Source organism: Bradyrhizobium sp. USDA 3256 (assembly GCF_054058275.1).
In genome coordinates this window covers 4,753,724-4,779,871 of record NZ_JBSSAE010000002.1, presented here as the reverse complement: position 1 = coordinate 4,779,871, position 26,148 = coordinate 4,753,724, and the positions used below count along the sequence as shown (strand labels likewise).

Below are 26,148 nucleotides of genomic sequence, written 5' to 3'. Positions count from 1 at the left end.
TCGTGGAGACGACGGAGAGAGGCGCCGCAAATGACGCGGCCCGGATTTGATCGGTAGGCATCGCGAGCCTATCTTCCCCGAAAGTTCAGCATCCCCGGGGAGACGCCATGACCGCCATTACTCCGTTCCGCATCGCCGTCAGCGACGATGTCCTCGAGGATCTGCGCAGCCGGCTGCGCCGGACCCGCTGGCCGGAAGCCGAACTGGTCGACGACTGGAGCCAGGGCGCGCCGCTGCAATGGATCAAGGACGTCTGCCATTATTGGGCCGAGACCTATGACTGGCGGCAGCGCGAGGCGCGGCTCAACCGCTTCAGCCAGTTCACCACCGAAATCGACGGGCTCGACATCCACTTCATTCATGTCCGCTCGAAGCATCCGGAGGCGCGGCCCTTGATCATCACCCATGGCTGGCCGGGATCGGTGGTTGAATTCCACAAGGTGATCGAACCGCTGACCGATCCCGTGGCGCATGGCGGCCGCGCGGCCGATGCCTTCCACGTGGTGTGTCCGTCACTGCCGGGCTTCGGCTTCTCGGCCAAGCCCATAGCGACGGGCTGGGGCGTCGACCGGATCGCCAAATCCTGGGCCGTCCTGATGCAGCGGCTCGGCTACGCCAGCTATTTCGCGCAAGGCGGCGATTGGGGCTCCGCGGTCACCACCGCGATCGGCGGACAGGATGCTGCACACTGCGCCGGCATCCACATCACGCTTGCGATGTCGACCCGGCCCAATGTCGAGGGGCAGCCGACGCCGGAAGAGACGAGGGCGCTCGACGGCATCAAGTATTATGCCGACTGGGATTCCGGCTATTCGAAGCAGCAATCCACCCGGCCGCAGACGCTAGGCTATGGCCTGACGGATTCGCCGAGCGGGCAGGCGGCCTGGATCCTGGAAAAATTCTGGGCCTGGACCGATTGCGACGGCCATCCGGAAAACATCCTCAGCCGCGACGAACTGCTCGACAACGTCATGCTGTACTGGGTCACCGCGACCGCTGCGTCGTCGGCGCGGCTCTATTGGGAAAGTTTTGGGCCGGGCAAGCGAACCCCGCACAAGGTGAGCGTGCCGACCGGCGTTGCCGTGTTCCCCAAGGAGATCGTCACGCCGGTCCGCAAATGGATGGAGACAAACTTCACCAACATCCAGCACTGGAGCGAGATGCCGAAAGGGGGACATTTCTCGGCATTCGAGCAACCCGAGCTGTTCATCGGCGAGATGCGCGAGTTCTTCGGGAAGCTGCGCTAAGCCTGACGCGTATGTTGGTCTGAAGCGGTTTGTGACAGAATGCGCCGTGTAACGGAGGACGTCGGCGTGCTGCTTGATCCCCGCCTCGGCGACTTTGAGGACAATGCCGCCAGCCCGGAACAGCGTTCGTTGTTCGCGATCTTGGGTAGCCTTCTGGTTGAGATAAGCCCGGCGAAACTGTTGTTCGCCTGGACGGCTTCGCTTCTGCTCCCCGGCGTGCTGCTCGGCCTTGCGCCACTGGTCGCATCCGCCTGGATTTCGAGCCTTTCGCAACACGCTCTTGCCCTGTCCGAAGTGGGCGCCGTGCTGGCGCTGATTGTGATCGCGGGGTTGGGATGGCTCGGCGGGCGACCGCTATTTCAAATCGCGGAAACAAGCTTCTGGTCACTGAACGCGCTCGCGGTCCAACCGAGTTATGCCTTCACGCGCGAGGCACTGGGCCATCTGGCGGAGCTGCTTTGGCGCACCGGCGCAACTCCTGCCTCTCGCACGAGGCTGCGCCGCGGTTGCTCGGTCGGCGCCGGCATACTGCTCTCCGCGGGTGCGGCATTGATCGCGGCCCTGGCCTGGCCTGCCTCGCAATGGACTGCGACCATCAATGACCTTGTTCTGATCCATCGTCTGGTGTTGCCGACGTTCGCGAACGCCGTGGTGCTGGTGTCCTGCTATCTTGCGGTCGCGGCACTGGCCTGGAGCGTGGCCGATGCCAGTATGGAACAACCGGCCGACCTGGCCGGATTCGACGCGACGCCGTCCGGAGGCCGCTGCTGGCGCCTTGCGCATCTATCCGATCTTCACGTGGTCGGCGAGCGGTACGGCTTCCGCATCGAAAGCGGGACCGCCGGTCCGCAGGGAAACGAGCACTTCAATCGCGTGCTGGCCCGTCTTGCCGAAATTCACGCCGTTAATCCGCTCGACCACGTGTTGATCAGCGGCGATATGACGGACGCTGGCCGGCCCGGCGAATGGGCGGAATTTCTCGATGCATTGGCAGCTCATCCCGAGCTTGCAGCACGCATCATCATGCTTCCGGGCAATCATGACGTTAACGTCGTGGATCGTGCCAATCCCGCGCGCCTCGACCTGCCGTTCAGCCCAGGCAAGCGGCTACGGCAGATGCGTACCCTATCGGCGATCGCGGCCGTCCAGGGCGATCGCGTGCGCGTCATCGACGGTTCCGGCAAACCGTCGGCCACGCTGAACCAGGCGCTGGCCCCTTATCGTGATCGGATAACACAGTTTGCGCAGCGCGGGGGCGTGCGCCGCGCAGCGGCGCTCCGTGGCCTGTTCGATGATCAATTCCCAATGATCCTGCCGCCGGACCAGGACGGCGGCCTCGGGATCGCCATTCTCAACTCCAATGCCGAAACCCACTTCTCCTTCACCAACGCGCTCGGTTTGGTTTCGGAAGCGCAAGCGCGGCGGTTGGAGGCTGCGATCCGTCATTTTCCGACGGCATGCTGGACCATCGCGTTACATCATCACGTGATGGAGTATCCCATGCCGGTGAAGACATTTGCCGAGCGCATCGGGACAGCCTTGATCAACGGCAGCTGGTTTGTACGCAGGTTGCAAAGGTTCTCCGATCGCTCGGTTGTGATGCACGGTCACAGGCATATCGATTGGATCGGTACATGTGGTGCGTCGAGGATCGTCTCGGCCCCGTCGCCGGTGATGGGGGCCGACGGTGCAGTCAGCTATTTCTATATCCACAAAATGATGGTCGGCCCGCACCGGAAGCTCTGCCTCGCCGAGCCCGAGCGGGTTGAGATTGCCGCAGGCTAGGACGCTTCCAGCTTATCTTGGTGCGATCCGCCACACAGATCGGCTATCCATGCGGCCGACGGACTCTCGGCACAGAAGGTCAGAATAGCGAGCGTGATCGGCACACCGATGAAGGTCCCGAACAGGCCCCAAAGCGAGCTCCAGAAGAAGATTGCAAACAGCACCAGAAACGGCGAGATCGACAATGTCGAGCCGGCCACCCTCGGTTCGACATAGCTGCCTACCACGAACTGGATGACGTTGAGACAGGCGAACACGCCAAACACCGCGGGCCAGCTCTCGAACTGCGTCATGGCCAGCAGCGTGGGGAACAGCGTCGCGATGAAAGGGCCGATGAAAGGAACGTAGTTGAGGACAAAGGCGATCACGCCCCATTCGAATGCGAATGGCAACCCGGTTACAGCGGCGAACAGGCCGACCAGGAGACCCGTGACCGCGCTCATCTGCGTCCGCACCAGCATATATTTGCGAAACTTGGCGGCCGTCGCTTTGCTGCCCTTGAGCAGGACGCGCGCAGCTGTGCGATTCTCCAACCGCTGGATTCGTCGACCAGCGTCTTCGACCTCGAGAAGTCCCAGCACGACATAGACCAGTGCGATGAGCCAGAAACTCAATGTGGTGTTGACGCGGCCCGTGACGTATTGCGTGGTGCGCAGCAGCCAGCCGACATTGAAATGCTCCGCCCAGACGCCGGCGAACGAGACGCCATGGCCGTCGAGCCAGATCACCGCGGCATCGTAGAAGGCCTGATACCGCGCCGCATCCGCAATCAAGGAGCGCCCGACGCGGCCGAACCCCCATGCTGCCAGCGAGGCAAACGCGATGCAGGTGGCAACCGTAACAACGACAGTAACGGCGAGCGCGAGCAGTTTCGGCAGCCACGACTGCAGCCGTTGCTGAACGGGCCAGACGATCGCGATGATGAACAGGGCGGCCGCAAGCGGGGCGAGCACGCTGCGCGCCTGAGCCACCGCCGCAATGACCAGCACCGCGGCGATGATGCCGGTCGTGATCTTCAACCCGCCAGCCATCCTTGGGTTACCCGATCTCCGTGAACGCAGACATTGTCAGTCTGTCTCGTCGCGCGACAAGACCGGAATTGGACCTGCGGCACAGCTACAGCAATCCTCGATAGATCCCCGGCGCGGAGCCTTCGATGGCCACCGCGCCGACAGCTTTCGTATAGAATTCCGCCGGCCCGACGCCGCCGATGATGGCGTAGCCGAAGCCCTGGTGCTTCATGTCCTCGAGGCAGGCAAACAGCAGCGCCTTGCCGATTCCGCCCTGCTGCGCCTTGGGCGCGACGCCGGTCGGACCAAAGAAGTTGCGACAGGCCGCGTCGTGGCAGGCGAATCCGAGGATTTTCTTCTGCTGGATCGCGATGAAGCAGGAGACCGGTTGGCGGCCGAACGCGACCTCGGTTTCGCTGGCCCACGCCTCGCTGAATGTCTCCCGCACCCAGGCCACAACCTTGTGCCTTTCCGGGGCGAGCGCGCGGCGCATGACAATTCCGGCCTTGAGCAATCGATCGTAGGCGGGCCGGGAATCGGGCAGGGCGTAGAGCTTGACGAGCATGTCCATCCGGCGAGCTTAGTTGAAAACGCGCCCCGCGGGCAAATCACGGGAGCAAGGTGGAGGCGCCGGACTACCATTTGCGTTGTTGCTTGTTCGCGGCCTTGTTCGAGGACATGGCTTCACGTGCAATCGCCCAGAAATACCCGCCGCAGAATGCAACGATCGCGACAATCACGCCGGCGGCGATCAGCTCTTGTATATCAGCGGTTCTCCACGTAGACGTATCGTTCATGTGGGAATTACGCCCACGAATACGACGCCGAAAAGGCAAATCGGTTTCGGGACGTAACGAGGTGGAGATGCAATGGTGACGGTCAGCGCAGCAGACAGGCGTCTTCGGGCGATCGTCGCTCTCGTCGTCATGGCCGGCGTCGGCTCGGCGCAAGCCGCCCGAACTCCCGATGTGTCGGATGCCAGTGGGAGCACCGTCTCTATGCCGACCGACGTGCGGAGCCAGACGTCCGCGATGGATGGCGTGGTCCGCGCCGTCCAGCCTTCCCGAGGGCGCTTCCGCGATCAGCGAAACCTACGGAGACTGGATCGTCAAATGCCAGCTCGACGGCGGGGCCAAGCTGTGTACCTTCGGACAGACACAACTCGCCAAGGAGACCAATCAGCAAATCTTCGCCATCGAACTGATTCCCAGGGACGGAAAGACCGAAGGCAACATCTTGATGCCGTTCGGGCTGAAGTTCGACGCCGGCGCCGTCCTCAGGCTGGACGGCAGGGATCTGGAGCAGACGCGCTTTTCCACCTGCACGGTGCAAGGTTGCTTGCTGCCGGTATCGTTTCCCGCGGTCGTGACCGACACTATCAGCAAGGCCAAAATGCTCACCGTTGCCGCGCAGAACATCAGCAACGGGCAGGCCGTCGTCTTTAACGTCCCCCTCAACGGCTTCGCCGCGGCGCTAGAGCGCACCATTCAGCTCGGAAGCTGAGCGGCGCGACGCTCCGTGCCCACCGCACGATGGCTGCGACAAATCACCCCGACGGGCAAAATCCCGCTTCCGTCGTCGGGCAAATCAGTGATCCAATTCCGCCCGTCTCACCCGATTGAGGGGCGCTTCGCGGTCGTCACGAACGTGGGTCGAGATGCGGTGGACGCCGATTGCGCAACTGACGAGTGCGCATGAAGCGGACGGTGAAGTCGTGTGGTCCTGACGCCCTAGCGGCAGGTGTCTCGTCGCGAAATGCGAATGCGTTTTGCGAAGGCGGTGACAAACAAGCCCAGTCTCGCCGGGGAGAGCACGAAGTAAGCCGTAACCCATCGCGCAGGGAAAGCCGGGTTGTTTCCGGTTACACCTGTGGTCCTACCCCCGAGCTTTCTACCCATTGCTCGGGGCCCATGGGTGCGATCGGCACCCGGCTTTCCCTGCGCCCTCTGCTTTCAGAGCGGCGAAACGAGAAGCAAAGCTCGGACGATTCATGTCGCGAGAATGCAAAGCTATGAGCACTGACAGCGCAACACACTCAGCGTCGTCCCGGCGAAGGCCGGGACCCATTACCACGAATGCGAATCTGTTGCGCGACGCTGGAACCACGGCCTGTTTTTCAACAAAGCTACCCTGTGGTTATGGGTCCCGGCCTTCGCCGGGACGACGAATGGAGAAAGCCTGCGCCGGTTTTCGCTCTCAATCCCGATACGACGGATCCGCGCGGTCAAGCTTGCGCAGCAGCGCAGGCCAGGCGAGCCCGCCGTTGCGGGCGGCGCGGCCGGGCTTCGGCAGCATCCGCTCATAGGTGTCTTCGAGGATATTTTGCGGCGGATAGATCAGCTTGGTGTTGCAGGACAGCGCCATCACCTGGGTCTGGCAGGCGCGCTCAAGGCGGAACAGCACGTTGAAGGCGGCTGGCACGGTGCGGCCGACGACCAAGAGGCCATGGTTGCGCAGGATCATCGCCTCGTTGTCTCCGAGGTCGCGGACCAGGCGTTCGCGCTCGTCGACATTGTCGGCGATGCCCTCGAAGTCGTGATAGGCGATGTGCAGGAAGCGCATCGAGGTCTGCGCCAGCGGCAGCAGGCCGCATTCCATCGCCGAGACCGCCATGCCGGCCGGGGTATGGGTGTGCGCGACGCAATCCATGTCGTGCTTGGCCATGTGGATGGCGCTGTGAATGACGAAGCCGGCGACATTGACGTCGTAGTCGGTCGCGTTGAGCAGCGTGTTGCCCTCGACGTCGACCTTGATCAGGCTGGAGGCGTCGATCTCCTCATACAGCATGCCGTAGGCGTTGATCAGGAACTGGTCGGTGGTGCCGGGCACGCGGCAGGAGATGTGGTTCGCGATCATCTCGGTCATGCCGTACATCGCCGTCAGCCGATAACAGGCGGCAAGATCGACGCGGGCCTGCCACTCCTCGGCGCTCACCTGCTCGCGAACCGATTTGACGACCTTGATCGCGGGCGAGCTGACGGGGGGATTCATGGCGTTCTCTCCTTGAGATATCTGCGGGGCCGCGGCCCGATCGTTTGCCGCGGACCATAGCAGAATCCGCGCGGCGGCAAGCTGCGCTGCGCCTGTTTATTTGCAGGTCTGGCGGGCAAAAACCGAATGCGGATTGGCGCGCCGCGCCTTCAATGCCACAATGCGGAAAACAGCCGAGGCGCACCAAATGAGCGATCGCAAGATACGTATCGCCGTCCTGCATTTCTCCCACGAAACCGTCTCGTTCCTGCCGAACGAGACCACGCTCGACGACTTCATCTATCCGGGCTCGCCGGCCAAAGGCGAGGCGCTGCTGCAGTTCGATCCCAAGAACTATATGGGCGGCTTCGTGCAGGTGGCGCGCGAGTTCTCCGAGGTCGAGCTGGTCGGCATCGAATCCCCGCTCTGGCCGAAGACCTACACCGGATCCGGCTGGATCACCGAGGAAGCCTATCGCACCTTCACCGGCAAGATGATCGCCGGATTGAAAGAGGAGGGACCGTTCAACGGCGTCTATCTGTGCCTGCATGGCGCGATGGCCGTGCGCGGCGTGCCGCGTCCCGAAGCCGATCTGGCGCGGCAGGTCCGCGACGTGGTCGGCCGCTCCGCCTTCATTGCGGCGACGTTCGATCCTCACGGCAACGAGGATGAGGCGTTCCTCGAGCAGGCGGACATGGCGTTCGCTGTCAAATATTTCCCGCACTATGACGCGCATCTGCAGGGTGAACGCGCTGCGCGCATGCTGGTGCGGGCGATCCGCGGCGACTACAAACCGGCGCACAGGACGATCAAGGTTCCCGTGATCTCGCCCACTGTGCTGCAATGGACCGGGGCGCGTCCGTGGATGGACCTCGTGCAGCGCGCGCTGGTCTGGGAGGCGCGCGAGGTCGACGTCTATGTCAACATCTTCTTCGGCTTCCCGTTCGCCGACGTTCCCGATGTCGGCATGACCGTGCAGGTTCTGACCAACGACAATCCAAAGCTCGCCGAGCAGGTCGCGCGCGATCTCGCCGGCACAATCTGGCGGCAGCGCGAAGCCTTGCTGCAATCGACCAGGCTGTACGGCATCACCGAGGGTGTTGCGCTGGCCAAGCAGGCCGTCGCCGCTGGCAACACACCGGTGGTGCTGGCCGATCACAGCGACCGGTCGGGGTCGGCGACCTGGCTGCTGCGTGAGATCATCGCGCAGGACCTCGCCAACACCGTGATCGCGACCATTACCGACGCCAGGGCGACCGCAAGCCTGAAGGCCGCCGGCGCCAAGGCCGGCGATGCCTTCGACATGGAGATCGGCGGCCGCGCTGACGAGTCGGCGGGCGATCCGGTTCGGATTCAGGGCACGGTTTCGGCGGCGGGCGAGGGCTATGGCCAGTTCTGGGTCTGCGTGCGCTTCGGCCGCAACAATGTGCTGATCCTGTCCACCTATCTGGTGCAGGTTATGGAGCCGTTCTCGCTGAAGGCGCTGGTGCCCGACATCGGCGCCTTCGACGTGATGGCGATCAAGTCTCGGGTCCATTTCCGGCGCGGCTTCGACGACAATGGATTTGCCAAGACGATCCTCCTGGTCGAACCCGACGAGCCGTTCCTCGGCACGACGCGGCTGGACAAGCTGCCGTACAAGAACGTCGATCTCGCGCAGTTCTATCCGTACGGCAAACCGGCGTTTTTGGAGCCATCGTCATGACAGGGGAACGCTATCGCCTGATCGGCTCGACCGCCTCGCCCTATGCGATCAAGTTGCGCGCGCTGATGCGCTACCGGCGGATTCCGCACGATTGGGTGATCATGACCAAGGCGCTGCGCGAGGCGACCGCGCATCTGAAGCCGATGCTGATCCCGGTGCTGCAATATCCCGACGGCAGCTACCGCGGCGAGACCACGACGCTGGCCTATGATCTGGAAGTGCGCCACCAGGGACGCTCGGTGATCCCGGAGGACAAGGCGGTCGCATTCGTCTGCGACCTGCTTGAGGACCTCGCCGACGAATGGGCGGTGAAGCCGCTGTTTCTTTATCGCTGGTGGGATCCGGAAGATCAGGCCTATGTCTCGCGCTGGGCCGGCGAGGAGTGGTCGACATCGGAGGCCGAGGCCGGCAGCCGCGAGGAGATCGAAGAGTTCCGGCAGCGGCAGATTTCGCGCATGGTCATTCTCGGCGCGACGGATGAGAACAGGCCGCTGCTGGAGGAGAGCTACCGGCGCACGCTTGCGGCGTTCGAGCCGCATGTCGGCATGAAGAGCTATCTGTTCGGCAGCCGGCCGTCGCTGGCGGATTTCGCCTGGTTCGGCCAACTCAGCGAGATGGCGACCGACCCGACCCCGATGCGGATCATGCGCGAGCGTGCGCCGTTCACCGATCACTGGGTGCGGCGGCTCGACGATGCGTCAGGTGTCGAGGGCGACTGGTATCGGCGTGAGCAGGCGCTTGGCGGGTTCGCCGAGGCGCTGCTGCGGATCGCCGGCGAACTTTATCTGCCGTTCCTGGCCGCCAATGCGGATGCGTTTGCGAAGGGCCTCGAGCGGCTCGAGATCAATGTCTGGGGACTGCCCTATGCACTGGCGCCGTTCAAATATCAGGTCAAGTGCCTGCAGCAGTTGCGCGAGAAGTTTGCCGCGCTCGATGCCGGCGATCGCGCGGCGTTGCAGCCGGTGCTGGAACGCACCGGGTGCTGGGCCATTCTGGTTGGAGGCTGATCGATCAGCGACGATAGGCAGATTCGAAACGGTCGGCGCCTACGTCTGGTGCCGGCTGCCAAGCGCGATCGCGATCGTCTCCGGCTGCTTGATCCGCTCGATCAGCATGTCGATGCGGTCGCCGCCCCAGAACAGCTCGCCGTTGAACACCATGCTGGGCACGCCGAACACGCCGAGCGCTTCGGCCTCGTCGATGATGCGATCATGTTCGGCGCGGGCAGGGCCGCGAACATAGGCCTCGAAGGTGTCGGCAGAACCACCGACCGCGGCGATCACGCCGGCAATCTCAGTCAGGTCGTCGATTTCCAGCTCGTGATTCCAGAACTTCCGGAACACCGTATCGTGATAAGGCCCGAACAGCCCGTGACGCTGCGCGAACAGCATCCCGGCGCTGGCGTAGAAGGCGTCGTATATCCGGCGCGGGCCCTTCATGGTCAGTCCCTGCGCGTTGGCGAACCGGCGCGCATCCATGTAGGCGTAGCGCACCTTGCGCCAGAAGTGCGGCGTGCGCTCCTCGACCGTGCCCATGAATTCCGGAATGCGCAGCGTGTAGGGCAGCCATTCCAGCTCGACGCCGTATGTCTCCTCGAGTTCGAACAGCCGCTTGTTGGCGACATAGGCATAGGGAGACTTGTAGTCGGTGTAGATTCGGACCCGCGGCTTTTCCATCATCTTTCCTCATCCCTGTCGCGACAATTGTTCCCGATCCCGTGCGGTGGCGCAATGCGGCGTGACGAAGGGGAGATCGCGGGCAAACGAACGGGCCCCGGTGCAGTCAAGCATCGCGGGGCCCTGCTACTTCGTTTTAGCGAAGGATGTCTGGTATCGACCAGTCGTGTTTCGGGACCTAAAAGCGCGTGGCCTTTGCGCTCCTGTCCTGCGGATATGTTCAGATTGTCGGTGGCGCACGCGGCTAGCAGCTGCTGTTTGCCTCAACGTGCACCGAGACCTTGCCGCTGAGCAAGGTCGCTGGCTTGCGCCGGTGGCGTCATGCTCCTCTCCAAGGGTGGGCCGACGGACATCTGTCCGCTTCTGCTGCCTGACAGCCGATCCCATAATCGTCCGTCAATTCCTGCGACGCGAGGAGCAAGCGCTCCAGCACCCCAACAGGTGCAGTCACCGAAATGCTGCGGCAGTTATGGCCATCTGTCAAGTTAACGAGCGAGGGAATTCAGGTCAGGAGTCCTGTCGCGACTTGGTCTTTCGATATTGGGTGAAATCCGGATCGTGCGTCATCTTCCAGTAGTCGACGAACCGCCACGGCATCGCCGAGAACACCCGGCCGCTTCTGTTGCGGTAGTAGGTCGTCATGCCCGGATGCGTCCAGATCAGTTGCTCATGCTCGGCGTCGACGTCGCGGATATACGCGTCATGCGCGTCGGGATGCACGTCGATCGCGGCGATGTCGTTCTCGATCATTTCGACAAGGCAGGCGGAGATGTAGCGGCTCTGGCACTCCGACTGGAAGATGACGCTGCCGCCATGCGCAGGGCCCGAATTGGGGCCGAGCATCAGAAAGAGATTGGGGAAATCAGGAACGGTGAGGCCGAGATAGGCGGTCGGATTGTCGTCGCGCCACGCCTGCTTGAGGTTCTTGCCGTCACGCCCGGTGATGTTGAGACGCGCTGCCATCTCGGAGACCTTGAAGCCAGTCGAGATCACGATGACGTCGTGCTGCCGCGATGTGCCATCGGCGGTGACGATGCCGTCTGCGGCGAAATGGTCGATCTTGTCGGTGACCAGCTCGACATTCGGCCTGGTCAGCGTCTTGAACCAGTTGTTGTCGAGCAGGATACGCTTGCCGTAGGGTGGATAGGTCGGCATGCATTTCTCGATCAGATCGGGGCGATCCTTCAGCTCGGACAGGATGAAGTCGGCGAGCTCCTGGCGATGCCGGTCGTTGCCCTTGTTGACGGCGCGGTCCGGATGCGGCCAGGCCGGATCCTTGCGCAGGAACGGCAGCAATCCGTCGCCGTAACGCCAGAACATGTTGAAGCGATACCACTGCACATAGAACGGCAGATGGGCGAGCAGCCACTGCGCGCCTTCGGTGATCGGATCGGAATAGCCCTTCACCGGCCGCGCCCATTGCGCGGTGCGCTGATAGACGGTGACCGAGGCGACGCGGCCCGCGATCGACGGCACCAGCTGCATCGCGGTTGCGCCGGTGCCGATCACGGCGACATGCCTGCCGTCGAGCTTGACGTCGTCGGACCACAGCGCCGAATGCACCTTCAGACCCGTGAAGGCCTCGTCTCCCTCAAAGCGGGCAGGCAGGGGATCATTGAGCTGGCCGATCGCGCTGACCAACGCGGTGGATTCGAAAGTCTCTTCGCCGCGCGCGGTCTTCAGCGTCGAGATCCAGCGCCGCCTGCCTTCGTCCCAGCGCGAGGCGACGAGCTCGGTATTGAGGCGGACGTGCTGGCGGATGTCGTATTCGCGCACGACCTTGAGCAGATAGTCGAGCAGCTCCTGGCGCTGCGCGAAATAGCGGGTCCACGGATTGCGCGCGCCGAACGAAAAGGAATAGGAGTGGTTCGGCGTATCGACGCCGCAGCCGGGGTAGCGGTTGACGTACCAGGTGCCGCCGATCTCGTCCTGCCTCTCGACAATGGTGTAGGGGATGCCGAGCCGGCCGAGCGCAACACCAAGCGCGATCGCGCAGACCCCGGCGCCGACAATCAGCACATGCTGCTGCGCGAGCTTCTCGCCAGAAGGGCGCTCGCGCCAGCGCGCGTCGCGCGGGACGAAGCCCATTTCCTCCCGCATCAGCGGGGCATATTCCGGCGCGACATTCTCGCCGAGCGTCGCGCGCATCATCCGCAGCATCAGCTCATTGCCGGGATCGGTGATGACGGGCTTGGGCGTACCGTTCGCGAACAGGCTCAGGACCGCCGCGCGGATCTCGTCCTGGATCTCCTTCGGCACGCCGGCGTCGGGGTCCGGGATCAGGCGGACGTCGCGCTTCGGCTTGTAGGGCGGCTCGAGCCACTTCTCGTCGCCGGTCATGTGCACCAGCACCATCAGCAGCACGCGGATGTCGCCCTCGGCGATGGCGGAGGACAGATCGAGGTGTTTGCGCGGAAGCTCGATATTCATGCGTTGTCCTCAGCTGCGTGGGGCTTCCGGCAGGCCGCCATAGGCGGCCCAGGTGGTGCCTGCGATGTAGCCGGCATCGACCGGCAGGTTGATGCCGGTGACGCCGCTGCTCTGCGGGGAGAGCAGCCAGGCGATCGCCTGCGCCACTTCCATCGGCTCGACCAGGCGGTTCATCGCGGTCGGCCGCGCCAGCAGATCCTTGTGCAGGGCGCCCGATGCGATGCCGGCCTCGAGCGCTGCCGTGCGGGTGAAGCCGGGCGACACCGCATTGACGCGGACGCCGGAACGGCCCCATTCGGCGGCGAGCGTCTGCGTGATCTGGATGACGCCGGCCTTGGCCGCGGTATAGGCGTGGATCGGGCCCGACGTCATGCCGGCCACCGAGGCGACGTTGACGATCGCGCCATGCCGACGCTTCGCCATGGCGATGCCGACGCTGCGCGCGACCAGGAAAGTGCCGCGCAGGTCGATATTGACCTCGCGGTCCCATTGCTCCATCCGCACTCGTTCGATCGTGTGCATCTTGCCGAACACGCCGGCGGCGTTGACGAGGCCGCTGATCGGGCCATGCGCAGTCTCGATATCGGCAATCCCTGCGACGACGGCGCTCTCGCTCGCGACGTCGAACGGCGCCGGCCACAGGACGGTGGCTGTTCCAACCAACGGCTCGGGCGCGATGTCGACGATGACGACGCGATGCCCCTGATCGGCGAGCAGCGTCGCGGTCGCCGCGCCGATGCCGCGGCTGCCGCCGGTGACGAGGATGGTGCCCTCAGCGCTCATGATTTTCTTCCCTTGTCGCTGGTGGTGAACAGGCCGCGGGTGACCAGCTTTTGGTAAGCCGTGATCACATAGTCGGGCACCGCGGTGACGCCGCGCTCGGAATAGGAATAGCGGCGGCTGAGATAGCCGCGCGCGCCCATCAGCACCTGGACGATGGCATCGAATTCCTCGTCGCTGAATGCGTTGGTCGCACCCGCTGCCCGTGCGCGTTGCAGGATCCGCACATAGGCACTGGAGATGTTGTCAAAATGCTTCTGGTAGCCGATCGGCGCGAAGAATTCGGCCTCGTTGAGGATGCGCAGGAATTCCGGCACCTCGCGGATGAAATCGAAGAAGGCGCTGAAGCGCTCAACCTCCTGCCGGGCCTCGCTCGCGGTGCCGGTGCGCGCATGGATGAAGCGGACCATGTCGAGGCCGATCTTCGGCAGCAGCTGGTCGAGCAGCTCCTGGCGGTTCTCGAAATGATTGTAGAAGGTGCCCTGCGCGACGCCGGCGGCCTCGGTGATGCGCGCGACCGAGGCTTCGGCATAGCCGTATTTGCCGACGACCTTGGTTGCGGCGTCGAAGATCTTCTGCTTGGTCCAGGCGTTGCGCTCGACCCGGTTGAGCTTTGTCACCTTGGCGGTTGTCGCTTGCGTCATGCGGTGGCCTCGAGTTCGGCGCGGAGCACGCGTTTGAGCACTTTGCCGGATGGATTGCGCGGCAGGCTGTCGCGGATGACGAGCTGCCGCGGCACCTTGAAGCCGGCGAGCCGTGTCCGGCAGTGGTCGGTGAGACTGGGCAGGTCGAGTTTGGCGTCGTCGGCCAGCACCACGATCGCGACCGGCTTCTCGCCCCAGCGTGCGTCCGGCAGGCCGATCACCGCGACCTCGCGCACTTCAGGCATTTCGTAGATGACGCGCTCGATCTCGGAGGAGGCGATGTTCTCGCCGCCGGAAATGATCATGTCCTTCTTGCGATCGGTCAGATACAGGAAGCCGTCGTCGTCGAGATAGCCGACATCGCCGGTGCGGAACCAGTCGCCGAAGAAGGCGGATGCGGTCTTCTCCGGATCCTTCCAGTAGCCCTGCGTGACCTTCGGGCCGCGCAGGCAGATCTCGCCGTTCTGGCCGACCGGCAGGCGCTTGCCGGCATCGTCACGGATCTCGATCTCGACATGGGCGATGGCGCGGCCGGTCGAGCCGATCTTCTCGATCTCGCGGCCTGCGTCCATGAAGGTATCGCCGCCGCAGCTTTCGGTGAGGCCGTAGGCATCGATGTAGCGCGCGTTCTTGAAATAGTCAGAGAAGGCGCGGATGCGGACTTCCGGCGTCTTCTCGCCGCCGCCGATCGCCCATTGCAGGCTGGATACGTCGTAGCGCTCGCGGTTCGGGCAGGTGAGGAGGGCCGTGGTCATGACCGGCGCGAACCACGCCGCGTTGAGCTTCTCGCGCTCGATCGCAGCGAGTGCGGGTTCAGGCTCGAAGGTGCGGTGAACGCACAGCATGCCGCCATGCCAGAGCACAGCGATGCCGGGCAGGTCGAGCGCGCCGACATGATAGAGCGGGCCGACGACGAGCAGTCGCGTGTCGGCGTTGAGCCCGAGCACCAAGGTCTGGTCGGCGGATTTCCAGTAGACGTTCTCGTAAGTGAGCATCACCCCCTTGGGACGATCCGTCGTGCCCGAGGTGTACATCAGCCGCATCAGGTCGCGCGGCCGGCGCACGTGGATCGGCGCCGGCGCGATGTCGGGCGCAAGGTTGGCGACGCTGGACTGAGCGACCTCATCGAGCAGCACGACCGGTGCGCCGCCGGTTGCAATCGCGGCAAACTCCTCGTCGGCGACCAAGAGGCGCGCGCCCGAATTGCCGACGATGTAGCCGACCTCATCGGCCGACAGCCGATAGTTGATCGGCAGGAACACCGCGCCGATATGGCTGGTCGCGAACACCAGCTCGAGAAAGGCCGTGCTGTTCTTCATCAGCACGGCGACGACGTCGCCGGGCGCGATCCCGCGCGCCGCGAGCCAGCCGCCGACCTGCCGGATCCGCAGATCAAAGTCGGCGTAGGCGACGTCCTCGCCGCGATATTTCAGCGCACAGCGGTCCGGAGTCCGCCGGGCATGAAATGCGATGAAGCTGGAAAGGTTGATCATTTGCCGCCCGCGGGGCCGATTCCGGCGCCGTTTTCTCCCTAGATGAATTATGAGTCGTAATTCATCTTTGGCTTGACGTCACCCCCCTTGCTCTGAAAACATCGTGGTCATGGAGACGGAACGATCTCCGGCAGGGATTTTGGGAACGCGAACCCGACAGGGAGGGGAATGATGAAGAGGACCCGGAAACCGGGCATCACCCGGCGCTCGACGCTTGCGCTGATGGGCGCCAGTGCGGTGAGCTTTGCCGCGCCATGGGTGGCGCGCGCACAGGCCAAGACGATCAAGATCGGCATGCCGACCATTCTGTCGGGCCGCGTCGCGCAACTCGGAACGTCCTCGCGCAACGCCGTGCTGCTGGAGGTCGAGAAGGTCAATGCCGCCGGCGGCCTTGCCGGACGGCCGATCGAAATGGTGATCCGCGACTCCAAGGGACAGCCGCAGGAAGCCGCGCGTATCGCGCGCGAGCTCGTCAACACCGACGGCTGCGAGATGCTGCTCGACGGCGAAGCGTCGTCGGGATCGTTCGCGGTTCACGAAGTGGCGCGCGATCTCGGCGTGCTCTGCATCCACACCTGCTCGGAAGCGTCATCGCTGACCGCCGATCCCAAGCAGCACATCCCGAACGCCTTCCGTTGCGTGCGGCAGGGCATTCATGACTCGATCGTCGGCGCCAGCTACGCGGCAGGGATCGCCAAGGCCAAAGGCCTGAAGAAATGGGCGACCTGTTCGCCCGACTATGCCTATGGCCGCGACACCACCGGCGAGTTCGTGCTGTACCTGAAGAAGTTCGCGCCCGACGTCGAGATCATCAGCGAGTCCTGGCCGAAGCTGTTCCAGCCCGATTACACCGAGGTGGTGACGAAGATCCTGCAGGCCAAGCCGCAGGCGCTTTACTCCTGCCTGTGGGGCGGCGATCTCACCTCCTACATCGACCAGGCCAACATCTACGCGATGTTCACCCAAATGGAGGTGTTCGCGGTCAACATGGCCGACTACACCGCACTCACGGTGGTGAAGAACCTGCCCAAGGGCATCCACTCCGGCGACCGCTATATCAAGACATTCCCGCCGACGCCGGAAAATGCGGCCTGGGGCGATGCCTACAAGGCCAAGTACAACGAGTATCCGACCAACTGGTCGTGGCAGAACGCCACGGCGGTCATGTTCCTCAACGAGGCCGTCAAGAAGGCGAACTCGACCGACGGCAAGAAGGTCGCGGAGGCGCTCACCGGGCTGACCATCAAATGCCCGTTCGGCGCCGATGGCACCGTGACCATGCGCGCCGACGATCACACGCTGGTCGGCTACGCCATCGGCTGGGGCACCACGATCCCACAGGAGCCCTACGTGCCCGACGTGAAGGCCGGAGACTGGAAGACCATCTTCGAGCTTGAAGCCGAGTGGAAGAAGAGCAAGGGCTACACCTGATCCGCATGTCGGGCGCAGGCGGCAATCTGCTGCCTCCGCCTCGCATCTGATGTTTGTCGCGCGCCGACGTTGCGGCCCGCCGTAATGGATGATTCTCCGTGGACCTCGACGCGCTTGCCAGTTGCCTCGCCAGCCCTGCCTGCCTGGTGACGCAAACCACCAGCGGCCTGATCATCGGCATGCTGCTGTTCCTTGTCGCCGTTGGGCTGACGCTGATCTTCGGCGTGCTCAAGGTGGTCAATTTCAGCCACGGCGCCTTCTATATGTTCGGCGCCTATTTCGCGATGACGGCCTATCAGCTCACCGGCAGCTTCGCGCTGGCAATGCTGAGCGGTGCCGCCGGCACCGCGATCCTTGGCCTGGTCTTCGAGCGCGTGTTCATGAGCCGGGTCTACGGCCGCGATGTGCTGATGCAGCTCCTGGTCTGCTACGCCTTCGTGCTGATCTTCGACGATGTCGTCCGCATGATCTGGGGGCCGGAATTCAGGTCGATGGGCATGCCGGCCGCGTTCCAGGTGCCGCCGCTGTTCATCGCCGGCGGCGTAGTGCCGCCATACTATCTGCTCTTGATCGGGGTGGCGCTCGCCGCGGCGGTGGTTCTCGGCCTGGGGCTGGCGCGCTCCAGGATCGGCAAGGTAATCCGTGCGGCCGCGCATAATCCCGGCATGGTCTCGGCGCTCGGTATCAATACCGGGCTGATCTATGGCGGCGTATTCGCGCTCGGCGGCATGCTGGCGGGACTGGCGGGAGCGCTTGCCGCGCCGGTGCGCTCGCTGACACCGGGCATGGGCTTCTCGGTGCTGATCGAGTCCTTCATCGTCACCGTGATCGGCGGCATGGGCTCGATTATCGGCGCGTTGATCGGCGCGCTTTTGATCGGCCTGATCCGCTCCTTCGGATCGCTCGGCTTCCCGCTGTTCACCGAGGGGCTGATGTATCTCTTCATGGTGATCGTGCTGGTCTCGCGTCCGACCGGGCTGTTCGGCAAGGAGGTCGCATGACCGAGTTGCAGGCCGGGCAGGGCACGCAGCCCCTCGATGTTGCCCGGATCGACGCCAGGCCGCAGCGTTACCGCGATGTCCTGATCGCGCTGGTGGCCTTTGTCGTGCTCGCGCTGCTGCCGTTCATCTTCGGCAGCAAGCAGCTGCTCGACTTCGTGATCCGCTGCGCGGCCTATGGATTGTTCGCGACGTCGCTCAACCTTCTGGTCGGCTATACCGGTTTGATCTCGTTCGGCCACGGTATGTTCTTCGGCCTCGGTGCCTATGGTTTCGGGCTGATGATGCAGAAGACCGGCGTGCCGATCCCGGTGGCTTTCGTCGCCACGCTGGCGATGACCCTGGTCGTCGCCGTCGTCATCGGAGCGATCTGCGTGCGGCTGAAGGAGATCTACTTCGCCTTCGTCACGCTGGCATTCCAGATGCTGATTCACTCGACCATCCTGTCGTGGCAGTCGCTGACCGGCGGCGACCAGGGCCTGCGCGGCGGGATTCCGCGGCCGCCGTTTCTCGGCATCGATCTGTCGAATCATCTGCATCTCTACATCACGAGCTGCGCCCTGCTGGTGATCGGCCTGCTGCTCATGCGCCAGATCGCGCAATCGCCGTTCGGCTATACGCTGCGCATGATCCGCGACAACGCCACGCGGGCGAGCTTCATCGGCATCGATGTCTGGCGCGCCAAGCTGACGATCTTTGTGCTCGCTGCGCTGTTCGCGTCGACCGGCGGCATCATCATGGCGCTGTTCGTCTCCGGCGCCTATCCCGAGTTCGCCTATTGGACGATCTCGGGCGAGGGCATCTTCATCAACATGCTCGGCGGCGTGACAACCTTCCTCGGACCGATGGTCGGCACGGTGCTGCTGCTGATCCTCAACGATACCGTTACCCGCTTGACCGAGTATCACGGCATCGTGCTCGGCATCGTGATCCTGTTCTTTGCCATTGGCCTGCGAAAAGGCCTGATGGACTTTGTCGTCGAATGGTTCGCGCAGCGTCGCGGAGAAGTCGGGGAGCGGGCGCCATGACTGCACAGATGCGGATCAGCGTCGTTACCGGCGGCGCCAGCGGCATCGGCGCGGCGTGCGTGCGTGAGCTCGCAGCGGCCGGTGATCTCGTCGCCGTCGTCGACCGCGACATCGCCAAGGCGCAGACGGTTGCGGCGGAAGTCGGTGGCAAGGCGTTTGCGGCCGACGTGGCGGACGAGCGCAGCGTCGAGGCCTGTGCGGCCGCGATCGAGCGCGACTGCGGCCCGGTCGCGGTGCTGGTCAACAGCGCCGGCATCATCCAGGTGCCGGCCCGTCCGCACGAGCTGCCGATGACCTCCTGGGACGACGTCGTGCGCGTCGACCAGCGCGGCACCTATGTCGCCTGTGTTGCCTTTGCGCGGCAGATGATCGCGCGCAAGCGCGGCAGCATCGTCAACATCGCCTCGATCGCCGGCATGCGCTCGATGCCGTTGCATGCCTATGCGCCCGCCAAGGCGGCGGTGATCGCCATTACCGAGTGCCTCGCTGCCGAATGGGGGACCTCCGGCATCCGCGTCAATGCCGTGTCCCCGGGCTATACGCTGACGCCGGCGCTGAAGAATGCCATCGATCGCGGCGAGCGGGACGTTTCCGCGCTGGCGGCGAACGCCGCACTTCGCCGCCTCGTCGACCCCTCGGAGATCGGCCGCGTCGTCGCATTTCTGGCTTCCGACGCGGCCTCCGCGATGACCGGCGCCAACGTGCCGGTCGATTGCGGCTGGCTTGCCGGCACATCATGGAGCACCTATGGCGGTCTACGGGAGGCGAGTGGCTAGCCATGCTGGAGATTCGCGGACTCTCGAAATCCTTTGGCGGCGTCAAGGCGACCGACAACGTCTCGCTCGACTTCGTCGACGGTTCGCTCACCGCCGTGATCGGTCCCAACGGCGCCGGCAAGAGCACATTCTTCAACCTGATCACGGGCGCGCTGCAACCTGATGCCGGGCAGATCTTGCTGAACGGCGTCGACATGGCGGGCAAGGCCCCGCCGGAGATCGTGCGCCATGGCATCGGCCGGGCCTTCCAGGTCGCGAGCATCTTCCCGTCGCTGACGGTGGAGGAGACGATGCTCGCTGCAGTCTGTGCCGATCAGCGCCGCGCCGGCGTGATGCATCGCCGGTTTCCGCTGGCCGAGACCCGCGACCGCGCCGAACATGCGATGGAACTGCTCGGCCTTGCCGGTAAGCGCAACCGGACCGCGGCGACGCTGTCGCACGGCGACCAGAAGCTGCTCGACATCGCGCTCGCGCTGGTGCTCGAGCCCAAGGTGCTGCTGCTCGACGAGCCGACCGCGGGCATGGGCACCGAGGAGCGCTGGCGCATGATCGACAAGGTGCGTGAGCTCTGGGAGAAGCAGAAGATCACCGTCGTGTTCATCGAGCACGACATGGACATCGTGTTCAAGATCGCGCCTCGGATCGTCGTGCTGTGCTACGGCCGGATCCTGGCGACCGGGACGCCGGACGCGATCCGCAGGAATGATGCCGTAATCGAGGCCTATCTCGGCAGCGACGACCATTCGGGAGCGGTGGCATGAGCGCGCAGCCGGTGGTGCAGGTCGACGACCTCGACGTCTATTATGGCACCAGCCAGATCCTGTTCGGCGTCGGCCTGTCGGTGCGGCAGGGCGAGACCATGGCGTTGCTCGGCCGCAACGGCGCCGGCAAGTCGACCACCATGAAGGCCATCATGGGGCTGGCGCCGGCGCGCCGCGGCAAGGTGACCCTGCGCGGCCAGGTGGTCTCGGGAATGAGGCCGTATCACATCGCGCGGGCCGGGCTCGGCTTCGTGCCGGAAGACCGCCAGATCTTTCCCGAGCATACGGTGGAGGACAATCTCGTCATCGGTCAGAAGAAGGGGCCGGATGGCGAGGACGAGTGGTCGATCCGCCGCGTCTATGACGTGTTCCCGCTGCTCGAGCCGCTGCGGCACCGGATCGCCGGAAGGCTGTCCGGCGGCGAGCAGCAAATGCTGGCGATCGCCCGCACGCTGATGGGCAATCCGGTGCTGCTGCTGCTGGATGAGCCGAGCGAGGGGCTGGCGCCGATCATCGTGCAGCGCATCGGCGAGTTGCTGCGGCAGCTCCGCGGCACCGGTGCCACAGTATTGATCGCCGAGCAGAACATGCATTTTTGCCTTGGCCTTGCGAGCCACGCGACGGTTATCGACAAGGGACAGATCGTCTACACATCCTCCATCGAAGAGCTGAAGGCCAACGACAATGTCCGGCAGCGCTATCTGGCGCTGTAGGGCATGATCCGGGAAAAGCGCGCAGCGGTTTTCCCTCGCGACAAGCGCGCAGCGTTTGCGCGGGGATCATGCCCAAGGGACAGGGCTCTTCGGCAGCGATGGGAGGACAAATGGCGGGCAAGCTGACGCCGACGCATGAAGCGCCGTATCGCGGGCTGAAGGTACTCGATTTCGGGCAGGGGATTGCCTCGCCCTATTGCGCGATGCTGCTCGGTGTCTACGGCGCCGACGTCATCAAGGTCGAACCGCCGGAGGGCGACTGGTCGCGCTATCTCGGCACGACCTACGGCAATCATACAACGCTGTCGGCAGTCTACAACCGCGGCAAGCGCAGCCTGTGCCTCGACATGAAGCACAAGGACGGGATCGCGATCGCGCAGCGGTTGGCGCGCGAGGCCGACGTGCTCATCGAAGGATTTCGTCCCGGCGTCGCGGAGCGGCTCGGGCTCGGCTATCAAGGCCTGTCGCGCGACAATCCCGGCCTGGTCTACCTGTCGGTCAGCGGCTTCGGGCAGAGCGGGCCGTATGCCAAGCGGCCCGGCTCGGATTCGGTGGCGCAGGCGTTCTCGGGGCTGGTCTCGGTCAATCTCGGCGCCGATGGCGTGCCGCATCGGGTCGGTACCACGATTTCCGACGTCGTCACCGGCGTCTATGCGTTCCAGGCCATCGCCACGACGCTATTCGCGCGTGCGACCGTCGGCACCGGCCGCTGGATCGACGTCAATCTCTGCCAGTCGACGTCGGCGCTGCTCGGCCACAAGGTGGCGGAGTTCATCCTCGAGGGCGGCGCGCCGCGCGCGCTGAACGTTCCGGCCGGCACCTACCAGACCCGGGACGGCTGGATGATGGTCACCCTGGTGAACGAGCCGCAATACAAGCGGCTATGCGGTGCGATCGGCCGTGAGGACCTCGCCGGCGACCCGCGTTTTGCCGACTTCGCCCGGCGCGCCGATGCTGCCGATGCGCTGATCCCGCAATTGCGCGAGGTGTTCCTGACCCAGGCGACGGACGCCTGGCTGACCCGGCTGCATGCGGCCGATATCATCGCAGAGCGGATCCTCGATCCCGGCGAATGGCTGCGCAACGCCCATGTCGAGGCGACCAGCGCGTCGGTGCGCCAGGACACACCCGGCGTCGGCGCGGTCTACACGCCACGCACGCCGGGGATCGCGAGCCTGTCCGAGGATCAACTTTGCCCCGCGCCTGACGTCGGGCAGGATAGCCGCGCCGTGCTGACGGAGGCTGGCTTCGGTTCCGCCGAGATCGATGGCCTGCTGCTCTCGGGCGCCGTGCGACAGGCCAAGAGCTAACGGGAGGCAGTACATCATGAGCACCGACCTCGTTCGTTACTCGGTCACCGACCAGATTGCGGAGATCGTGCTGGATCGGGCGCCGGTGAATGCGCTCAGCATTCCTCTGATCGACGCGCTGCTGGCGGCGCTCGCGAAGGCGCGCGAGGACGACGCGGTGCGTGCCGTCATCATCAGCAGCGCCCACAAGGTGTTTTGCGCCGGCCTCGATCTCGACATCGTCAGGGGCAAGCCCGCGATCGAGACCAAGACATTCCTCGAGCGGCTGTATTTCGCGCTGAACGATACGCAGTACCGCATGGGCAAGCCGACGATTGCGGCGATCGATGGCGCGGTGCGCGCCGGCGGCATGACGATCGCGATCTCCTGCGACATGATCGTCGCGGGCGACGGCTCGACCTTCGGCTATCCCGAGATCGATGTCGGCCTGATCCCGGCGATCCATTTCGTGCAGTTGCCGCGGCTGGTCGGAAAGCACCAGGCATTCGGCCCGCTGTTCCTTGGCGAGCCCTTCGATGCCGCGACCGCCTTTCGCATGGGCCTGCTCAGCGAGGTGGTGCCGAAGGGCACCGCGCTCGCGCGCGCCCGCGAGATCGCACGCAAGCTCGCGGCGAAATCGCCGATCGTGATGAAGATCGGCCGCGACGCCTTCATGCGTGCGGTCGATGCCGATTTCCGCCGCTCGGTGGAAAACACGGCGGAAAGCTTCGTTGTGGTCGCATCGACGGAAGATTGCCAGGAAGGGCTGAATGCGTTCGTCGAGAAGCGGACGCCCAACTACAAGGGACGGTAAATGGCTGGATTGTATTTCGAGGAGTTCGAGATCGGACGGGAATTCCATCACGAGTTCAGCCGCACCGTGACCGAGATGGACAACACCATGTTCAGCCTCCTGACCATGAACCCGCAGCCATTGCATATCGACGCGCATTTCTCCGAGAAGACCGAGTTCGGCCAGCGGCTGTTCAACAGCCTCTATACGCTCGGCATCATGATCGGCATGAGCGTGTACGATACGACGTTGGGAACGACCGTCGGCAATCTCGGCATGACCGACGTCAAGTTCCCGAAGCCGGTGTTTCACGGCGACACGCTGAAGGCGCACACCAGAATCATCGGCAAGCGCGCCAGCAAGTCGCGGCCCACCCAGGGCATCGTCGAGTTCGAGCACACCATGACCAACCAGCGCGGCGAGGTGGTGGCGAGCTGCCGCCGCACCGGCCTGATGCACTGCAAGCCGAAGGCGTAAGCGATGCGATCGTTCCTGTTCGTTCCCGGCGACAGCACCCGGAAGTATGAAAGCGCGAAGAAGACCGCAGCCGATGCACTGATCCTCGACCTCGAGGATTCCATCGCGCCGGACCAGAAGGTGGTTGCGCGGGGCATCACGCGCCAGATGCTCGATGCGCGCAATCCGGAGCAGAAGCTTTATATCCGCGTCAACGCGCTCGACACCGATCTGACGCTCGGCGATCTCGCCGCCGTGATGCCCGGTAAACCCGATGGAATCGTGCTGCCGAAATGCGCCGGTGCCGCCGACGTCAACCGGCTCGCACTCTATCTCGACGCATTCGAGGCCGCCTCTGATATCGCGCAGGGCACCACGCGGATCGTGACGGTCGCGACCGAGACGGCGCGGGCGGTGCTGAAAATCCTCGATTTCGAGAACATGAGCCCGCGGCTGTGGGGCATGATGTGGGGCGCGGAGGATCTCGCGGCCTCGCTCGGGGCAACGCGCAACCGCAGTGACGGCCGCTATCACTCGCCCTTCATCCTGGCGCGCGATCTCTGCCTGATCGGCGCGGCCGCCGCCGGCGTCGTCGCGATCGATACCATCGCGACCGACATCAACGATCTCGATGCTTTGAAGGCCGAGGCGGTCGCCGCGCGCCAGGATGGCTTCCTCGCCAAGGCCGTGATCCATCCCAAGCATGTCGACGTCGTCAACGCGGCCTTCATGCCGACGGATGAGGAAATCGCATGGTCGGAGCGGGTGATCGCCGCGTTCGCCAATAATCCATCGGGGGTCGCCAAGATGGACGGCAAGATGCTGGACAAGCCGCATCTGCGCGCTGCCGAGAAGATCCTGGCGTCGCGCAAGAAATAGTCGGGAGGCCGGCTCCATACCGCGATGTTGCGCGATAGCGAGGCGCGGCTGCGGCGGTCGCTGGCGATCGACTGAACCGCAGGAATCAGGAATGAGCGACGGCCGACTTGCCGTCCTGCTGCTTCGACCACGAGACGTAGTAGGCGACGGCCGTCATCGCCGCGATGCCGGCGATGCTGACCGCGACCTGCCTTGCCAGTGAGTATGGACCCGTAATCAGGATCAGGTGCGCAGCGAAGGAGAGGAAGACGCCTGCACAGAACACGGCCAGCCATTCCTCGCCACACTTGATGATCGGCTGCAAGGCGTGAGATCGCAAGTAATCCCAGTCGCGAGGCACTAGCCAGCTGAACAGGAATGTCAGGACCAGGAAATGCAGGATGCGATGAGGCGCGACATCCTCCCGGTCGTTTGGCAGCAGCACATCGCTCAGCCCGCTCGGCATCATTTGCGCGAGTGCCGGGATATCGCTGCTCGAGACAATCGTCAGGGCGAACAGCAGATACAGCAACGCCATGGCGCGCAGCGCGGGAGCAGCCTGCATCGCGCGGATCGCGGGCGCATATCGCGCGCCGATCAGCGCGAGCCAGCCGCCCATCATGAACAGCAATTGCCAGCAGAACGGATTGAGGTACCAGTCGCCATACGGATATGACGACAGGTTCCAGTCGAGCAGCCGACCGGCCGCATAGAGGGTCACGGATGCGACGACCGTCGCGTTCGGCACGTACAACAGCCCGAACACGATGATGGGCTGGAACGCCATCAGGGCAATAGTGAGTTGCAGTACGTCGAGGTTGAGCGGCTTGGCTTGCAGGAACAGGCCGTAGATCAACGTCCGGATCGGGTGATCGATGAAGCCGGTGATGTTGAACTCGCTGATGATCTCGGGCGCCGCGGTCCGGGTAGCGACATAGCTGATCAACTCGACATAGATCACGAACAGAACGATATAGGCGGCATAGAGCTGCCATACGCGCTTGAAGATGCGAGTTGCGGCGACCAGGAATCCACGTTCCAGCGTCATCCTGGCGTAGATGAGCGTCACTGCGTAGCCGCCGACGAATACAAAAAGGTCGGTTGCGCCGCTGAAGCCGAAGTTGCGCATGGTCAGCGCGCCGACGACGTTGTGCGGAATATGGTCCAGAAACAGAAACCAGTTTGCGATGCCGAGCAGCAGCGCGATCCTGAGATCGCCATCGGCTTTCGCGATCTCGGCGTTTGTTGTCGAAGTCATCTGAAGCTTAAATTTGCCGGCCCGAGAAACGAATCGCCAATCTAGAG

25 protein-coding genes are annotated in these 26,148 nt (G+C 64.1%); 15 read left to right on the top strand and 10 right to left on the bottom strand.

Features of this window, described 5'->3' with window-relative positions:
• Positions 1 to 107: 107 nt before the first annotated feature.
• Both ACVWY5_RS24470 and ACVWY5_RS24465 read left to right on the top strand, forming a co-directional pair.
• Positions 108 to 1,247 carry an epoxide hydrolase family protein gene (locus ACVWY5_RS24470; protein ID WP_028336916.1) on the top strand — a complete coding sequence of 380 codons (1,140 nt, stop codon included), beginning with the start codon at positions 108 to 110 and terminating at the stop codon, positions 1,245 to 1,247.
• A 66-nt stretch (positions 1,248 to 1,313) separates the two neighbouring features.
• Positions 1,314 to 3,032: a metallophosphoesterase family protein gene (locus ACVWY5_RS24465; RefSeq protein WP_321176848.1), complete on the top strand. Its 1,719-nt coding sequence runs from the start codon at positions 1,314 to 1,316 to the stop codon at positions 3,030 to 3,032.
• Here ACVWY5_RS24465 and ACVWY5_RS24460 read toward each other — a convergent pair.
• The 3 genes from ACVWY5_RS24460 to ACVWY5_RS24450 all read right to left on the bottom strand — a co-directional run bounded on the left by ACVWY5_RS24460 (position 3,029) and on the right by ACVWY5_RS24450 (position 4,992).
• Entirely contained in the window at positions 3,029 to 4,063 is a 1,035-nt protein-coding gene (locus ACVWY5_RS24460) for an AI-2E family transporter (RefSeq protein ID WP_028336914.1), read from the bottom strand. The two genes, ACVWY5_RS24465 and ACVWY5_RS24460, sit on opposite strands and share 4 nt — an antisense overlap.
• 85 nt (positions 4,064 to 4,148) lie before the next feature.
• Complete coding sequence (locus ACVWY5_RS24455) at positions 4,149 to 4,613, bottom strand: GNAT family N-acetyltransferase (RefSeq protein ID WP_028336913.1); 465 nt, start codon at positions 4,611 to 4,613, stop codon at positions 4,149 to 4,151.
• Positions 4,614 to 4,677: 64 nt separating this feature from the next.
• The gene (locus ACVWY5_RS24450) at positions 4,678 to 4,992 is read right to left on the bottom strand and encodes a hypothetical protein (RefSeq protein WP_321176847.1); all 315 of its coding nucleotides are present in this window, start codon (positions 4,990 to 4,992) and stop codon (positions 4,678 to 4,680) included.
• A gap of 85 nt (positions 4,993 to 5,077) precedes the next feature.
• On the opposite strand from ACVWY5_RS24450, the gene ACVWY5_RS24445 reads away from it, so the two are divergent.
• Complete coding sequence (locus tag ACVWY5_RS24445) at positions 5,078 to 5,545, top strand: invasion associated locus B family protein (protein WP_051376304.1); 468 nt, start codon at positions 5,078 to 5,080, stop codon at positions 5,543 to 5,545.
• Positions 5,546 to 6,238: 693 nt separating this feature from the next.
• Here ACVWY5_RS24445 and ACVWY5_RS24440 read toward each other — a convergent pair.
• Positions 6,239 to 7,033, bottom strand: coding sequence for a class II aldolase/adducin family protein (locus ACVWY5_RS24440; RefSeq protein WP_016847330.1), 795 nt, complete (start codon positions 7,031 to 7,033; stop codon positions 6,239 to 6,241).
• A 187-nt stretch (positions 7,034 to 7,220) separates the two neighbouring features.
• Here ACVWY5_RS24440 and ACVWY5_RS24435 point away from each other — a divergent pair, with 187 nt between their 5' ends.
• Both ACVWY5_RS24435 and ACVWY5_RS24430 read left to right on the top strand, forming a co-directional pair.
• Positions 7,221 to 8,717 (top strand): M81 family metallopeptidase, encoded by a 1,497-nt coding sequence (locus ACVWY5_RS24435; RefSeq protein ID WP_028336911.1) that lies wholly within the window; start codon positions 7,221 to 7,223, stop codon positions 8,715 to 8,717.
• Positions 8,714 to 9,724 (top strand): glutathione S-transferase N-terminal domain-containing protein, encoded by a 1,011-nt coding sequence (locus ACVWY5_RS24430; RefSeq protein WP_028336910.1) that lies wholly within the window; start codon positions 8,714 to 8,716, stop codon positions 9,722 to 9,724. The genes ACVWY5_RS24435 and ACVWY5_RS24430 overlap by 4 nt, the downstream gene beginning before the upstream one ends.
• A 39-nt stretch (positions 9,725 to 9,763) precedes the next feature.
• On the opposite strand, the gene ACVWY5_RS24425 is transcribed toward ACVWY5_RS24430, so the two are convergent.
• From ACVWY5_RS24425 to ACVWY5_RS24405, 5 genes are all read right to left on the bottom strand, one after another.
• Entirely contained in the window at positions 9,764 to 10,393 is a 630-nt protein-coding gene (locus tag ACVWY5_RS24425; protein ID WP_028336909.1) for a 2-hydroxychromene-2-carboxylate isomerase, read from the bottom strand.
• Positions 10,394 to 10,900: 507 nt separating this feature from the next.
• On the bottom strand, positions 10,901 to 12,823 hold the full coding sequence (locus ACVWY5_RS24420; protein ID WP_028336908.1) for a flavin-containing monooxygenase: 1,923 nt from the start codon (positions 12,821 to 12,823) through the stop codon (positions 10,901 to 10,903).
• A 9-nt stretch (positions 12,824 to 12,832) separates the two neighbouring features.
• Positions 12,833 to 13,606 (bottom strand): SDR family NAD(P)-dependent oxidoreductase, encoded by a 774-nt coding sequence (locus ACVWY5_RS24415; RefSeq protein ID WP_028336907.1) that lies wholly within the window; start codon positions 13,604 to 13,606, stop codon positions 12,833 to 12,835.
• A complete protein-coding gene (locus ACVWY5_RS24410; protein WP_028336906.1) occupies positions 13,603 to 14,247 on the bottom strand; it encodes a TetR/AcrR family transcriptional regulator in 645 nt (214 codons plus the stop codon). Before ACVWY5_RS24410 ends, ACVWY5_RS24415 begins: the two co-directional genes overlap by 4 nt.
• Complete coding sequence (locus ACVWY5_RS24405) at positions 14,244 to 15,740, bottom strand: AMP-binding protein (protein ID WP_028336905.1); 1,497 nt, start codon at positions 15,738 to 15,740, stop codon at positions 14,244 to 14,246. Before ACVWY5_RS24405 ends, ACVWY5_RS24410 begins: the two co-directional genes overlap by 4 nt.
• A gap of 171 nt (positions 15,741 to 15,911) precedes the next feature.
• Between ACVWY5_RS24405 and ACVWY5_RS24400 the strand changes: the two genes are divergently transcribed.
• From ACVWY5_RS24400 to ACVWY5_RS24355, 10 genes are all read left to right on the top strand, one after another.
• On the top strand, positions 15,912 to 17,171 hold the full coding sequence (locus ACVWY5_RS24400) for an ABC transporter substrate-binding protein (RefSeq protein WP_028336904.1): 1,260 nt from the start codon (positions 15,912 to 15,914) through the stop codon (positions 17,169 to 17,171).
• Between the two features lie 98 nt (positions 17,172 to 17,269).
• A complete protein-coding gene (locus ACVWY5_RS24395) occupies positions 17,270 to 18,172 on the top strand; it encodes a branched-chain amino acid ABC transporter permease (protein ID WP_028336903.1) in 903 nt (300 codons plus the stop codon).
• Complete coding sequence (locus tag ACVWY5_RS24390; protein ID WP_028336902.1) at positions 18,169 to 19,197, top strand: branched-chain amino acid ABC transporter permease; 1,029 nt, start codon at positions 18,169 to 18,171, stop codon at positions 19,195 to 19,197. The genes ACVWY5_RS24395 and ACVWY5_RS24390 overlap by 4 nt, the downstream gene beginning before the upstream one ends.
• Positions 19,194 to 19,973 (top strand): SDR family NAD(P)-dependent oxidoreductase, encoded by a 780-nt coding sequence (locus ACVWY5_RS24385; protein WP_028336901.1) that lies wholly within the window; start codon positions 19,194 to 19,196, stop codon positions 19,971 to 19,973. Before ACVWY5_RS24390 ends, ACVWY5_RS24385 begins: the two co-directional genes overlap by 4 nt.
• A gap of 2 nt (positions 19,974 to 19,975) precedes the next feature.
• Positions 19,976 to 20,734 carry an ABC transporter ATP-binding protein gene (locus ACVWY5_RS24380; protein ID WP_028336900.1) on the top strand — a complete coding sequence of 253 codons (759 nt, stop codon included), beginning with the start codon at positions 19,976 to 19,978 and terminating at the stop codon, positions 20,732 to 20,734.
• Positions 20,731 to 21,447, top strand: coding sequence for an ABC transporter ATP-binding protein (locus ACVWY5_RS24375; RefSeq protein WP_028336899.1), 717 nt, complete (start codon positions 20,731 to 20,733; stop codon positions 21,445 to 21,447). Before ACVWY5_RS24380 ends, ACVWY5_RS24375 begins: the two co-directional genes overlap by 4 nt.
• A 110-nt stretch (positions 21,448 to 21,557) precedes the next feature.
• Complete coding sequence (locus tag ACVWY5_RS24370; RefSeq protein WP_038377832.1) at positions 21,558 to 22,757, top strand: CoA transferase; 1,200 nt, start codon at positions 21,558 to 21,560, stop codon at positions 22,755 to 22,757.
• A gap of 16 nt (positions 22,758 to 22,773) precedes the next feature.
• Positions 22,774 to 23,550 (top strand): enoyl-CoA hydratase/isomerase family protein, encoded by a 777-nt coding sequence (locus tag ACVWY5_RS24365; protein ID WP_028336897.1) that lies wholly within the window; start codon positions 22,774 to 22,776, stop codon positions 23,548 to 23,550.
• A complete protein-coding gene (locus tag ACVWY5_RS24360; RefSeq protein ID WP_028336896.1) occupies positions 23,551 to 24,006 on the top strand; it encodes a MaoC family dehydratase in 456 nt (151 codons plus the stop codon).
• Between the two features lie 3 nt (positions 24,007 to 24,009).
• Positions 24,010 to 24,864 carry an HpcH/HpaI aldolase/citrate lyase family protein gene (locus tag ACVWY5_RS24355; RefSeq protein WP_028336895.1) on the top strand — a complete coding sequence of 285 codons (855 nt, stop codon included), beginning with the start codon at positions 24,010 to 24,012 and terminating at the stop codon, positions 24,862 to 24,864.
• 85 nt (positions 24,865 to 24,949) lie between these two features.
• Here ACVWY5_RS24355 and ACVWY5_RS24350 read toward each other — a convergent pair whose 3' ends face one another.
• Positions 24,950 to 26,101, bottom strand: coding sequence for an OpgC domain-containing protein (locus ACVWY5_RS24350; RefSeq protein WP_028336894.1), 1,152 nt, complete (start codon positions 26,099 to 26,101; stop codon positions 24,950 to 24,952).
• Positions 26,102 to 26,148 lie beyond the last annotated feature (47 nt).